Genomic DNA, 12,123 nt, shown 5'->3' on the forward strand with positions numbered 1-12,123 from the left:
CCTCCGGGGGTGGTGACAGCGGCCCCTTTCTTACCTAGGGTGAGGCCGGTTCACCCTCCCGGAGGGAGATCCCATGGTCAGTCCCCCGCAGAACGGCCATCGGGCGGCACAGGGGTCGCTGCCCGCAGGGCTCCCCGGCGTGCTCCGCCAGCACCTGCGGGCCGCCATCGAGGAGATGGAGCGGGAGATCCGCGACCAGGTGCCCGAGTACGCGGGCGCCGACGGCGGGGAGTACGCCCAGCGGGTGGAGCAGACGGTCAGCGACACCGTCGCGTTCTTCGTCGACTCGGTGGACCATCCGGACGCCGACTCCCGAAAGCTGACCGAACTCTACGTGCGGCTCGGCGAGCAGGAGGCCCGGCAGGGCCGGAGTCTGGACGCGTTGCAGACCGCGATGCGGGTGAGCAGCCAGGTCGCGTGCCGACGCTTCATCAAGGACGCCTACCGGCTCGGCTGGTCCCGGGAGATCCTCGGCCGCCTCACCGACTCGCTGTTCCTGCTGGTCGCCCGGATCGCCGACGCGGCCGCACAGGGGTACGCGCGCGAGCAGGGACAGCTCGCCACCGAGCGGGAGCACCGCCGCGGGCGGCTGCGGGACCTGCTGGTCACCGAGCCGTCGCCGGGGCCGGAGGCCGTCGCCGAGCTGGCGCAGGCCGCCCGCTGGGAGTTGCCGAAGCACATCGGCCTGGTCGCGCTCGCGGCCGGTGCGCCCTCGGGCGCCCGGATCCTGCCGCCCGCCGTCCTCGCCGATTGGGAGGCGCCGGTCCCCTACCTCGTGGTGCCCGACCCGGAGGGACCCGGCCGGGACCGGCTCTGGACGGCGCTGCACAAGCTCGGCACCAGCGCGATCGGCCCCACCGTGCCCGTGACGCAGGGCGCCGTCTCGCTGCGGTGGGCACGGCACGCCCTCACGCTGATCGAGCGGGACCTCCTCCCCCGGGACGCTCCCGTCCGCTGCGTGGACCACGTCACGTCCCTGGCGACGCTCGCGGCGGAGGAGTTGATCGGCGCGACGGCCGGGGCCGTCCTCGGGCCGCTGCTGGAGCTGCCACCGGCACGCCGCCGCCCGCTGGCCGAGACACTCCTGACCTACCTGCAGTGCGGCGACAACGCCGTGATCGCGGCGGAGCGGCTGCACATCCACGAGCAGACCGTCCGGTACCGGCTGCGGCGCATCGCCGAGCTGACCGGCGGCCGGTTCTCCGCGCTGGACGGACGCCTCGACCTCATGCTGATGCTGAGCTGGCTCGTGCGGTCGGGCCGCGCCGCCGAGACGGCGTGACTCGCCGGGCAGGCTGCGGTTCGCTAGCGACGGTCGGTATGGGCCGGTGTCGTCTCGGTCATGGCCCTGTCCTGCCTGGTAGGTCCGACACTTCAGGATCGGCGGGGCCCCGCCCGGCGGCGGCGGAGCGCGACATGGCCATCACCCCGGCGGTCAGCAGCACGGCGCTCACCGCGACGGCCGCGAACGCCGACGCCGACCGGGGCGGCTGTGTGTGGAAGGCGAAGACCGCCAGCAGGTACGACGCGACCGGGTTGGTCATCGTCATCGCCGTCATCGCGGCGGGCAGCGACCCGGCGGCGAACGCCTTCTGCTCCAGCACGAGGCCGAGCAGCGTGGTGCCCGCGAGCGCGTAGCCGGGCCAGTCGACCGCGGTGGCGGCGACACCACGGTCGACGAGGTCGGCGGTGGTGAGCTTGATGAGGACGGCACTGCCCGCGAACAGCAGCCCGGCGCAGGTGCCGAGCAGCACCGACCGGACCCGTCCCTTCCGCAGCGCCGCCCCCCGCGACAGGGCGAGCACGAGCGGGACGGCGAGCAGCGCGGCGACGAACAGCCTCGGCCGCGACGGCGCGCCCTCCGGCGGCACCGCGCCGGGCACCGTGAACAGGATGGCGAGGCCCGCCGACACGGCCGTCCCACCGAGCAGGTCCATCCTGGCCGGCAGGCAGCCGGTGCCCGCGCAGCCGAGCAGGATCGTGAAGACGAGCTGGCTGACCAGCAGCGGCTGGACGAGCCCGGTCGAGCCGAGATGCAGAGCCACGGCCTGGCTCATGAATCCGCAGAGGTTCACGGCCCACCCGGCCAGCCACACCGGGTCGCGGACGAGCTTGCGGATCAGTCCCGCCGCGGCCACGGCGTCGGAGCGGCCCCTGACCGCACGCCGCGCCGCGCGGTACTGCAGCGCCGCGGCGGCGGCGAAGAGGAACGCCGCGAGCAGGCTGAACCCGACGCTCCACGCCATCGGACCACCCCCCGCGACCGTCCTCCCCGTGATCATCCTCCCCAAGATCGGGCACGATGACGCCGCACCCGGCGATCACCGCCCGAGCGCCGACCACCACCGGCGCGGTGAGGGCGGCCGCACCGCGCCGGCCCCTGCCGGCCCGCCGGAGGGGCGTCGCACCGGTTCACGTCCGCATCCGGCCATTCCACAGATCTATCGGGAGGCTCATCACCTGTCACCAGTGCTGTTCCGGTCGGACCCGTATTCGGCAGATCGTTGACGAGTAAAGAAAGCGATCGGAAGTCCATCATCTGCCCCTAGCGTCTGTACCAGCGAAAGAAATGACACATGTCGCGCCCGTACCGTCTCCGCCGCGGCGGGCCTGGATCCCCGCGACCTGGACGGACCCATGACCGAACCCGACGCTCTGATCGCGAGTCCCGCCCGCGTGAACGACCATCTGCTCGGCGGGAAGGACAACTACGCCGCCGACCGGGAACTGGCGGGCGCCCTGCTCGCCGTGCTCCCCCCGCTGCGTGCCGCCGTCCGCGCGGACCGGGCGTTCGTGCGCCGCGCGGTCGGGGTCCTGGCGGGCCGCGGGATCCGCCAGTTCCTGGACATCGGCTGCGGCCTGCCCACGGCCGAGAACGTGCACCAGACCGCCGCCAGGCACGCGCCCGGAGTGCGCGTCGTCTACGTCGACCACGACCCGGTGGTGATCGCGCACGCGCGGGCGCTGCTCGCCGACGACGGCGACATCGGCGTCGTACGCGCCGACCTGCGCAAGCCCTGCGAGCTGCTGGACGACGCGTTCTCCTGCGGGCTGCTCGACCGGGACGAACCGGTCGGCATGATCGTCACCTCGGCCCTGCACCACCTGCCCGATGCCGACGGCCCGCACGCCGTCGCGGCCGAACTGCGGACGGCGCTGACCCCCGGCGGCGCCCTGGTGCTGTCCCACCTCACCGCGGACTTCGCGCCCGTCGCGACGCTGGAGGCCGCGCGGCTGTACACCGCCGGCTGCACCGCCCCGCTCGTCCCGCGCGGCAAGGAGGAGATCGCCGCGTTCTTCGGTGATCTGGAGTTGCTGCTTCCCGGCCTCGTCCCCACCGCCCAGTGGCGGCCGGACGCGCCCTTCGAGCACGTGGGGCGGGCCCTCATGTACGCGGGTCTCGCGATCAGGTAGGGCGGTTCGGGCGGACATGTCCCGGCCGGCCCTCACGATCGCTAGGCTGCGTGGCGGCAAGGCCGTAGCGCAGAGGTCGTCGCGCCTTACAGCGGGCTGGAGGACGTCGGTTCGAATCCGACCGGCCTTGCCCCTACTCGGCCCCTCGCCGATCGGCGGCCCGCACCGCGCGAACAGGATCGGGGGACCTCGGATGACGACCGGCACGGCGCCCACGCGGCCCCCGGCACCGGACGAGGTGTCCCGCTGGCGGCGCGTCCGGCGGTACGCCGTACCACGCTGGATGATCGAAAAGGCCACCGAGCGGCGGCTCGCGGGCGACTGGCGCGGCGCGTGCGCGGCGGCGAACGTCGACGTGGCGTTCGATCTCGGGGCGGTGGCCGGCACGTGCGGGAACGAGGCGGCGGCCGCGCTCGAAGACGCCCTCCTGCATCTGGGGCCCGACCTGCTGCGCTGGCACGCGCCCCGGGTGGACCGGGGACGCACGACGCTCATCCCCGACCAGGTGCTGGTGCTGGACGACGGCCCGTACGAGGGCGGGCACGCCCTGTACGTCACCACTCCGTCGATGCTGGTGCACGGACCCCAGCGGCTGACGCTGAGGTTCGCACCGGTCCCGGCCGACTGGGTCTTTCTCGACACTGACCTGCCGTACTGCGCGGTGTGGCGCAACGTCGTCCAGTCCTGGACGACGGCACGGCATCTGTGGGACGTACGCCACGCCGGGGAACTGCGTGAACGCTCCGGCGGAGGTGAGGAGCGGGCCCCGTTCCTGGAGCCGGACGGGACGCCGCGTCCCGCCGCGCGACTGCCGTCCGCTGATCCCGGCCCAGGCGATCCCGCGGCGCGCACCGAGTGGCTCGGCCTCGTCCGCGAGCGCGAGGGCGCCGAGGCGGCCTTCGCCGCCGCGGGCGTCGAGGTGGACCCGTCCGGCGTCGACGTCGAGGAGTGGCACGGCGGCGGCGTGATCGGCGCGTTCGACGTCCTCGGCCGGCTGCCGCTGGCGCTGAGCACACTCGGACCCGAACTGCGGACGCTGTCGGAACGGACGGGCGCGGGCACTTTCTGGATCCCCTACCAGCAGCACGCCGCCGTGGTGCTGGAGTGGTCCGGTCGTCCGTGCGTGCGCGTCGAGCCCTTCGAGAACTTCGACACGACCCGCCCCGTGTTCCCCGAGGCATGCCGCCGCCCGCCGCCCGACCTCGACCTGCTGCGGTACGGGCTCGTCCCGGACGGCGAGTTGCACCCGCTCGTCCGTGCGGCGCTGATGCCCGCCGCCTCGCCCGACGGCCCCGGCGGCCCGCCGGACCCCGCAGGGCCGCCGACGGCGCGGGTGCGGTGCCGGGGCGACTGGCACGACGTGAGGTTCCGGAACGGTGTCTTGGAGATGCCGCACAGCGAGGCGGAACAGCGGCGCGAGCAGGCGCTGCTGGCACTCGGCGGCGCGGTCGGCGGCTGCCAGGCCGTCCGGCGGGGGTGGCGGTCCGGCGGGCGGCTGCCCCGCGCGCTGGAGGCCGGGCGCCGCGACCTGCTCGCCCGCGTCCAGCACGGCGACACCCCCGGCGTGCTGGCCCTGCTGGACGCCGGGATCGACCCGCGCGTCCGCGACGCCCGGGGCCGCACCCTGTTGCACTGCCTCCACCTGATCGACCACACCCTGCTCATGCCACGGCTCGTCCCGGTGCTCGACCTGGAGGCGGGGGACTCCTGCGGCCGGACGCCGCTGCACGTGACGGTCTTCGAGAACGGTTCGGTGGACCTTGTGCGGGCCTTGCTGGACGCGGGCGCCCGGATCGACGTCCAGGACGAGCAGGAGACCACGCTCCACCGCGTCATCGAGTGGCGCGAGCGGACCGACCTCGCGTTCCTGTTGCGGCGGATCGAGGACGAGTATCCCGAGCTGGCGGACTGGTAGCGCGCGGCGGCCACGGGCGAGCGGGACGGCGCCGCGCCGTCCGCCCCGGCGACGCGGTGCCGTCCACCCACTCTCTACAGCGCCCGCACTCGCCGAAGCGTCACACCCGTCCCCGACCTGCGCGGCGACACGACGGCGGCAGGAAATCGGGTGACGGCGGTGCGCGCGGCAAGCAGAATCGGCGGATGGAGCTGATCAACTGGCCGCCGTAGCGGTTGCGCCTGCGGACGCCCCGGCTCGAACTGCGGCTCCCGGACCTGACGGAGCTGACGCCCTCGGGGTGCTGGCCGCCGAGGGCGTCCACGAACCCGCCGAGATGCCGTTCCTGGTGCCGTGGACGGACCCGCCGCCGAACGAGCGGGCCCGCAGCGTCCTGCAGTACGACTGGCGCGTCCTCGTTACCGGGAGAACGGCACGTCCCGCGCCCGGGTCCGGGACGCGCTGCGGCACGAGCAGCGGTTCGTCCTGGACCCGGAGGGCTGGGCGCGGCACCGCGGCATGCCCGTCGAGGTCGAGGGCCTGGACGCCTGCCTACCTCTGTTCGGCGTGCCCGCCGCGGGCGTGTGATCTCCTGTCAGGCTGCCAGGCCGCGGGGCCGGATGTCGGCCGGTTCGCCGCCCCCACGTCGTCCCGCTCCCCTGACTCACCCGGCCCTGGATTCGCCTCACCGGCCCACTCCGTCTGTCGGCGATCGACCGGCGCCGTGCTGTGCGTCCGCATCGAGACGATGACCCGTTCTGATCTGTGTATTTGTACCGCTAACGCACCGTCAGAGGCCGAAAGGACGACGGGTGCCCGATGATGGGTTCATGACGGGACGTGGAGCGATCTGGGCCGGTGGCCTGGTGGCGGTGGCGGCCGTGGTGGGACTGGGCGTCTATTTCGCGGTGGCGGGTTTTCGTCTGGTCGACACGGTGGGCATCGTGGGCGCGGTGCTGGGGATCGCCGGTATGGCGATGGCCATCCGCGCGATCATCGTCGAGCGGCGCAGGGCCGAGGGCGGCGAGAGGCCCGGTGGCGGGGCGTCCACGACCACCAACGTGCAGGCGTCCGGTGAGAGATCGGTCGCCATCGGCGGCGACAACTCCGGCATCATCTCCACCGGTGACAACGCGACGAACTCCGGTCCGCGGTAAAACCCTGTCCACATGGACGCTCGCCTGGCGCGCCGACGGGCGTTTCCGGAGAGTGCCGACAGGGAAGCTGAGAGTAGTTGGACGGGGTTTCCGGCCACTCGTCCTGCGCTCGCCGGTTCCCGTGGAGGTGCGCTCTGATGACCGAGATCTCGCCGCAGCCGTCGATGGTGGTACGGCACGGAGACAAGCGGTATCCCTCGCTCAGCCGCGGGTTCAACCAGCGATGGATCGCCAAACCCGAGTACGTCCGGCTGGTGCGCTCTCCCGGCGAGGTTCGGGACGCGCTGGCGCAGGCGGTGCGGGAGACCCCGAAGGACCCGGCGCGGACGCGGATCACGGTTCGGTCGGGTGGGCACTGCTACGAGAACTTCGTGTGCGGGGACGACGTTCGGGTGATCTTCGACGTCAGCCCGATGTGCGAGATGTACTTCGACCCGGAGATGAACGCCTACTGCGTGGAGGCCGGCGCCAGCAACTGGCATGCCTACAGCCACCTCTACCCGGCCACGGGGAGGGCGCTGCCAGGCGGATCCTGCTACTCGGTGGGGCTCGGCGGCCACATCACCGGCGGGGGGTACGGGCTGCTGTCGCGGCAGTTCGGGCTCACGGTCGACTATCTGTACGCGGTCGAGGTGGCGGTGGTCGGGCAAGACCGTTCGGTCGAACTCGTCCTGGCGCGGCGCGATGACGGTGACCCGGACCGGAAGGCGCTCTGGTGGGCCCACACGGGTGGCGGGGGCGGCAACTTCGGGATCATCACCAGGTTCTGGTTCAGGGATCTGCCCGAGCCTCCCAGCACGGTGCTCCTGACCGGCCTCGCATGGGACTGGAAGGACTTCACCAAAGGTGACTTCACCCAGCTCCTCACCTCGTTCGGCTCGTATTTTCATGACCATCAGGACCCGTCGACGGCGGCGGGGAAGCTGTTCGGGATTCTCGTCCTCAACCATGTGTGCAATGGTCAGATCGGGCTTCTCGCGCAGGTGGACGTCGATGACGTGGCGGGGCACACGGCCATGAAGGAGTTCCTGGCGAAGGTGGACGGGAGCATCTCGCCCGAGGCGACGACGATGCGGACACCGATGGGCGAGCGCCCGACCGTCGCCCATCTGAAGATCCCGAGGGTCATGCCGTGGCTGACGGCCACCCAAACGCTCAACGGCAGCGGCGAGGACCAGTGCGGGAAGTACAAGTCGGCCTACATCCGCCGACCATTCGACTCCAGGCAGATCGATGCGATGTGGGCCTGCCTCGGCAAGGAGCGGTTCACCGACTACACCAACAAGCAGTCCGTCATCCAGATCGACTCCTACGGAAGCGCCGTCAACAGGCCACCCCGTGACACCGCCGCCGGGCAGCGCGACTCCATTCTGAAAATGCAATACCAGGTGTATTGGACGAGGAACGACCCTCAGGAGGCCGAGTACCTCGCCTGGATCCGGGAGACCTACAGTTCTACTTTCGCCGACACCGGCGGCGTCCCGGTGGCGGGCGGCGGCAATACCGACGGCTGCTACATCAACTATCCCGACGTCGATCTGAGCGACCCCCGTTGGAATCGCTCGGACCAGTCGTGGTCGACCCTCTATTACAAGGACGCCTATCCCAGGTTGCAGCGGGTGAAGCGGCGCTGGGACCCGCTGAACGTCTTCCGCAACGTCCAGTCCGTCCGCCCGCCGAACCTCGACTGACGTACGAGGTTCGAGACGGCGGACGGAAGTTCTCAGTAACCCGGGCGCGGTGCTATTCGGCGGTCCGGGTGCGCTGGGTCCAGCGGAAGACGGCCTGCGCGGCATCCGGGCCGAGCGGGCCGTCGATGCACTCGAAGTGTTCACGCCCGCCGCGGCGGTCGATCTTGATACGGCCATCCTCGATCTCGTCATAAGGGAGCCGCAGGTGACGGGGGATGTCCGCCGGACCGCCTTCGAGGCGGACGTCGATGGACCGGTGGTCTCGTTCGCAGTCTGCAGTCGGTAGGCTCATTTTCCACTCACGCTCCCGGCCATGGATATCCTCCCTTACCGCCGAGCGGATCGAGTTCTCCCCAGCGTAACCGTGCGGCAGTTTCCGCCCCACCCCTAGAAGATCCGGCGACGAGAACACGGTTTTCGATAGGGGCCGGGAGGGGCGCATAGGGGGCGGGAGCCGGCGCCCGATTGGGCCGGACGCCGTGCCGGACCGGCCAAGGGCGGCGCTAGCGCAGCTTAAGCGCCGGCGCCGAGCATGACGGTCACATTGTGTCGGTTCGTAGCGGATCAGCCCCGGTGCGGGCGAGAAAGGTTGACGAGAACATGGGTGAAAGCGTCCAGCACGGTACTCCGGAACAGGGCGGCGCCGCCGAGTCGGATTCGGCGGCTCAGGATGCCGCGGAGCGGCAGCGGATCCTCGCCGTCGAGGGCGCCGAGCGTGAGCGAATCCTCCGCGAGATCGTGCGTTCCAGGGCCGCCGGAGTACTCAACACCACCATCACCGATGACAGCAACTTCCTGGAGAGCGGGCTTAATTCCCTGACCGCCCTGGAACTGACCAAGACGCTGATCAATATCACCGGCCTCGAAATTCCCATGGTCGCGATCGTCGAGCATCCCACCCCCACTGAACTCGGCCGGCACCTCGCCGAGGAACTCGATAACGCCCCCGTGGCCTGAGGCGCCTCCGGCGGCGGATCCGAGGGGAGCACGAGCGGTCACATGAGGGGAATCATTCTCGCGGGCGGGAACGGAACGCGATTGCGCCCCCTGTCGCTGGTCGGGTCCAAGCAACTGGCCCCCGTCTACGACAAACCGATGATCTATTATCCGCTGTCGGTGCTCATGCTCGCCGGGATCTCGGAGGTGCTGATCATCACCCGGCCGGCGGAGACGGCGTTGTTCCGACGGCTCTTCGGCGACGGCGGCCGGCTGGGAATGTCCATCAGCTACGTCGCCCAGGACGAGCCGCGCGGCATCGCGGACGCATTCCGGGTCGGCGCCGACCACATCGGCGGCGAGGACTGTGCGCTCATCCTGGGCGACAACCTGTTCCACGGGGCGGACCTGCCGCCCATGCTGCGCAGCAGCGCGGCGGGGATGAACGGGTGCGTGCTGTTCGCGCACCAGGTCGCCGACCCGGAGAAGTTCGGCGTCGCCGAGGTGGATCGGGCCGGGCGGCTGGTGGCGATCGAGGAGAAGCCGGAGCGTCCCCGTTCCAACCTGGCCATCCCGGGCCTGTACTTCTTCGATGGCGAGGTCGTCGACATCGCCAAGCGGCTCACACCCTCGGCACGGGGCGAACTGGAGATCACAGACGTGCTCCGCGCCTACCTGAAGGCGGGCCGGGCCGACCTGATGTGGCTGGGGCGCGGCGTCACCTGGTTGGACACCGGGACCCACGACTCGCTGCTGGAGGCGGGCATGTTCGTGCGGGACGTGCAGCGCCGGCAGGGCACCCGGATCGCCTGCGTCGAGGAGATCGCCATGCATATGGGCTTCATCGGCGCCGACGACTGCCACCGCTTGGGCGAGGAGATGTCGAGTTCCCCGTACGGGCGGTACGTGATGAACTGCGCCCGCGCCTACGGCCGGCTCCCCGCGTCCGCGCGGCTCCGGGGCCGGCCATGAACGTGCTGGTCACCGGCGCCGCCGGGTTCATCGGTTCGACCTACGCGCGCATGCTGCTCGGCTCAGGCCCGACCGGAGGGCCCAGCGTCTGCCGGGTGACCGTACTGGACAAGCTCACCTACGCCGGGACCGTCGACAACCTCGACCTCTCCGACCCCCGGTTGCGGTTCGTGTACGGCGACGTCTGCGACCCCGGCCTGGTCGGGACGCTGATGGCCGAGGCCGACCAGGTGGTGCACTTCGCCGCCGAGTCCCACGTGGACCGCTCGATCAACGCCGCGGAGGACTTCGTCCGCACCAACGTGCTCGGCACCCAGACGCTGCTGGACGCCGCCCTGCGGCACCGGGTCGAACGGTTCGTGCACGTGTCGACCGACGAGGTCTACGGTTCGGTGGAGACCGGGTCGCGAGCCGAGCCCGATCCGCTGGACCCCAACTCGCCCTACGCGGCGTCCAAGGCTGCCTCGGACCTGATCGCCCTGTCCTACCACCGGACGCACGGCCTGGACGTGCGGGTCACCCGCTGCACCAACAACTACGGGCCCCGCCAGTTCCCCGAGAAGATCATCCCGTTGTTCGTCACCAACCTGCTCGACGGCGGCGACGTCCCGCTCTACGGCGACGGGCTGAACCGACGCGACTGGCTGCACGTCGAGGACCACTGCCTCGGCGTAGACCTGGTGCGCGTGCTGGGGAGGCCGGGTGAGATCTACAACATCAGTGGCGGGACGGAGCTGACCAACACCCGTCTCACCGAGCTCCTGCTGGACGCCTGTGGAGCCGACTGGAGCCGGGTCCGCCACGTCCCCGACCGCAAGGGCCACGACCTGCGCTATTCCATCCTGGACGACAAGGCCCGGGACGAACTGGGCTACCGGCCGCGGCACGATTTCGAGCGGGGTCTCGCCCGGACCGTCGAGTGGTACCGGCGGAACCGCGAGTGGTGGGAGCCGCTGAAGCGGCGCGCGTCCGAGGCGGGGCTGAGCCGTGCGCTCTGACATCGACACCCCCGTCCGGTTCGGCGTGCTCGGCTGCGCGGACTTCGCGCGGCGGCGGATGCTGCCGACCCTGGTCGCCGCCCCCGGCGCACGGGTCGTCGCGGTCGCCAGCCGTGACCTGGACAAGGCGGCCTCGTTCGCCGACCGATTCGGCTGCGCCGCCGTGCTGGGGTACGACGCGCTGCTCGCCGCGTCCGACATCGAGGCCGTCTACCTGCCGCTGCCCGCGATGCTGCACGCCGAGTGGGCGGAGCAGGCGCTCATGGCGGGCAAGCACGTCCTGGTGGAGAAGCCGCTGACCGGCGACCACGCCAAGACCGCGCGGCTGCTGCGGCTCGCACGGTCGTGCGGCCGGGTGCTGATGGAGAACGTCGCGTTTCCGCATCATGCGCAACACGCGGCGGTGCAGAAGCTGCTCGCCGACGGGTCGGTCGGGGAGCTGCGCGACTTCTCCAGTACCTTCACCATCCCGCCGCTGTCCGAAGACGACATGCGCTACCGGCCGGACATCGGCGGCGGAGCACTGCTGGACATGGGGATCTATCCCATCCGCGCCGCGCTCCACTACCTCGGCCACGATCTACGCATCGTGGCCGCCGTCCTGCGCCATCACGGCAAGACGCACGCGGTGGTGTCCGGGCGGATCCTTGCCTGTACGCCGCGCGGGGTGACGGCGGACCTGCACTTCGGCATGGCGCACTCCTACCGGACGAGCTGCGAGTTCGCCGGGAGCGAGGGCCGCCTGCTGCTCGACCGGGCGTTCACCCCGCCACCGGCATTCCAGCCGGTCGTGCGTGCCGAGCGGCAGGACCACCGCGAGGAGTTCACGCTGCCCGCCGACGACCAGTTCGCGAACGTGGTGGCCTGCTTCACGCGGGCGGTGCGCACCGGCGTGGCGCTGGACGGCTGCGCCGAGGCCAGCCTTCGCCAGGCCGACCTGGTCGCCGCGGTCGAGGAGAAGGCAGTCCGCTTCCCGCTCTGACGGTGCCCGCTGCGCCCCGTCCCCGCCTCCCCCACCGCACTCTCGGGTGCCCCAGCCTGAGGCGACGTCCGCAAGCCCC

At 71.4% G+C, this 12,123-nt stretch carries 12 protein-coding genes and 1 tRNA gene; 11 read left to right on the plus strand and 2 right to left on the minus strand.

The genetic code is table 11. From position 1 onward, the window contains the following. Positions 1-73: 73 nt before the first annotated feature. Complete coding sequence (locus tag AMA02S_RS34880) at positions 74-1,282, plus strand: PucR family transcriptional regulator (protein WP_067467576.1); 1,209 nt, start codon at positions 74-76, stop codon at positions 1,280-1,282. Between the two features lie 58 nt (positions 1,283-1,340). On the opposite strand, the gene AMA02S_RS34885 is transcribed toward AMA02S_RS34880, so the two are convergent. Beyond that, positions 1,341-2,282, minus strand: coding sequence for a DMT family transporter (locus AMA02S_RS34885; protein ID WP_157431035.1), 942 nt, complete (start codon positions 2,280-2,282; stop codon positions 1,341-1,343). A gap of 355 nt (positions 2,283-2,637) precedes the next feature. Here AMA02S_RS34885 and AMA02S_RS34890 point away from each other — a divergent pair, with 355 nt between their 5' ends. From AMA02S_RS34890 to AMA02S_RS34910, 6 genes are all read left to right on the plus strand, one after another. After that, the gene (locus AMA02S_RS34890) at positions 2,638-3,414 is read left to right on the plus strand and encodes an SAM-dependent methyltransferase (RefSeq protein ID WP_067467582.1); all 777 of its coding nucleotides are present in this window, start codon (positions 2,638-2,640) and stop codon (positions 3,412-3,414) included. Positions 3,415-3,472: 58 nt separating this feature from the next. Continuing rightward, a tRNA-OTHER gene (locus AMA02S_RS42460) sits at positions 3,473-3,544 on the plus strand. A gap of 63 nt (positions 3,545-3,607) precedes the next feature. Continuing rightward, a complete protein-coding gene (locus AMA02S_RS34895; RefSeq protein ID WP_067467585.1) occupies positions 3,608-5,329 on the plus strand; it encodes an ankyrin repeat domain-containing protein in 1,722 nt (573 codons plus the stop codon). Between the two features lie 333 nt (positions 5,330-5,662). Continuing rightward, positions 5,663-5,896, plus strand: a complete 234-nt coding sequence (locus AMA02S_RS44440) for a hypothetical protein (protein ID WP_067467588.1) — start codon at positions 5,663-5,665, stop codon at positions 5,894-5,896. Between the two features lie 242 nt (positions 5,897-6,138). Next, entirely contained in the window at positions 6,139-6,465 is a 327-nt protein-coding gene (locus AMA02S_RS34905; protein ID WP_067467592.1) for a hypothetical protein, read from the plus strand. A gap of 137 nt (positions 6,466-6,602) precedes the next feature. Further along, positions 6,603-8,156, plus strand: a complete 1,554-nt coding sequence (locus tag AMA02S_RS34910; RefSeq protein ID WP_067467595.1) for an FAD-binding oxidoreductase — start codon at positions 6,603-6,605, stop codon at positions 8,154-8,156. A gap of 52 nt (positions 8,157-8,208) precedes the next feature. Here the strand turns inward: AMA02S_RS34910 and AMA02S_RS34915 are convergent, their stop codons facing one another. Further along, the gene (locus AMA02S_RS34915; protein ID WP_067467597.1) at positions 8,209-8,448 is read right to left on the minus strand and encodes a DUF5988 family protein; all 240 of its coding nucleotides are present in this window, start codon (positions 8,446-8,448) and stop codon (positions 8,209-8,211) included. A gap of 308 nt (positions 8,449-8,756) precedes the next feature. Here AMA02S_RS34915 and AMA02S_RS34920 point away from each other — a divergent pair, with 308 nt between their 5' ends. From AMA02S_RS34920 to AMA02S_RS34935, 4 genes are read left to right on the plus strand one after another with little or no spacing between them, the layout of a single operon-like run. Continuing rightward, positions 8,757-9,113, plus strand: coding sequence for an acyl carrier protein (locus tag AMA02S_RS34920; RefSeq protein ID WP_084265930.1), 357 nt, complete (start codon positions 8,757-8,759; stop codon positions 9,111-9,113). A 42-nt stretch (positions 9,114-9,155) separates the two neighbouring features. Next, complete coding sequence (gene rfbA, locus AMA02S_RS34925) at positions 9,156-10,064, plus strand: glucose-1-phosphate thymidylyltransferase RfbA (RefSeq protein WP_067467607.1); 909 nt, start codon at positions 9,156-9,158, stop codon at positions 10,062-10,064. Beyond that, positions 10,061-11,062 carry a dTDP-glucose 4,6-dehydratase gene (gene rfbB, locus AMA02S_RS34930; RefSeq protein WP_067467610.1) on the plus strand — a complete coding sequence of 334 codons (1,002 nt, stop codon included), beginning with the start codon at positions 10,061-10,063 and terminating at the stop codon, positions 11,060-11,062. The genes rfbA and rfbB overlap by 4 nt, the downstream gene beginning before the upstream one ends. Next, complete coding sequence (locus AMA02S_RS34935; RefSeq protein ID WP_067467613.1) at positions 11,052-12,044, plus strand: Gfo/Idh/MocA family protein; 993 nt, start codon at positions 11,052-11,054, stop codon at positions 12,042-12,044. The genes rfbB and AMA02S_RS34935 overlap by 11 nt, the downstream gene beginning before the upstream one ends. Positions 12,045-12,123 lie beyond the last annotated feature (79 nt).

The organism is Actinomadura macra NBRC 14102 (assembly GCF_001552215.1).
Taxonomy (GTDB): domain Bacteria; phylum Actinomycetota; class Actinomycetes; order Streptosporangiales; family Streptosporangiaceae; genus Spirillospora; species Spirillospora macra.

Bases quoted from the DNA above. Each gene is read 5' to 3' on its own strand.
- AMA02S_RS34895 (WP_067467585.1), top strand. From the start codon at position 3,608: ATGACGACCGGCACGGCGCCCACGCGGCCCCCGGCACCGGACGAGGTG.
- AMA02S_RS34890 (WP_067467582.1), top strand. From the start codon at position 2,638: ATGACCGAACCCGACGCTCTGATCGCGAGTCCCGCCCGCGTGAACGAC.
- AMA02S_RS34905 (WP_067467592.1), top strand. From the start codon at position 6,139: ATGACGGGACGTGGAGCGATCTGGGCCGGTGGCCTGGTGGCGGTGGCG.
- rfbB (WP_067467610.1), top strand. From the start codon at position 10,061: ATGAACGTGCTGGTCACCGGCGCCGCCGGGTTCATCGGTTCGACCTAC.
- AMA02S_RS34920 (WP_084265930.1), top strand. From the start codon at position 8,757: ATGGGTGAAAGCGTCCAGCACGGTACTCCGGAACAGGGCGGCGCCGCC.
- AMA02S_RS34880 (WP_067467576.1), top strand. From the start codon at position 74: ATGGTCAGTCCCCCGCAGAACGGCCATCGGGCGGCACAGGGGTCGCTG.
- AMA02S_RS34910 (WP_067467595.1), top strand. From the start codon at position 6,603: ATGACCGAGATCTCGCCGCAGCCGTCGATGGTGGTACGGCACGGAGAC.
- rfbA (WP_067467607.1), top strand. From the start codon at position 9,156: ATGAGGGGAATCATTCTCGCGGGCGGGAACGGAACGCGATTGCGCCCC.
- AMA02S_RS34915 (WP_067467597.1), bottom strand. From the start codon at position 8,448: ATGAGCCTACCGACTGCAGACTGCGAACGAGACCACCGGTCCATCGAC.
- AMA02S_RS34885 (WP_157431035.1), bottom strand. From the start codon at position 2,282: ATGATCACGGGGAGGACGGTCGCGGGGGGTGGTCCGATGGCGTGGAGC.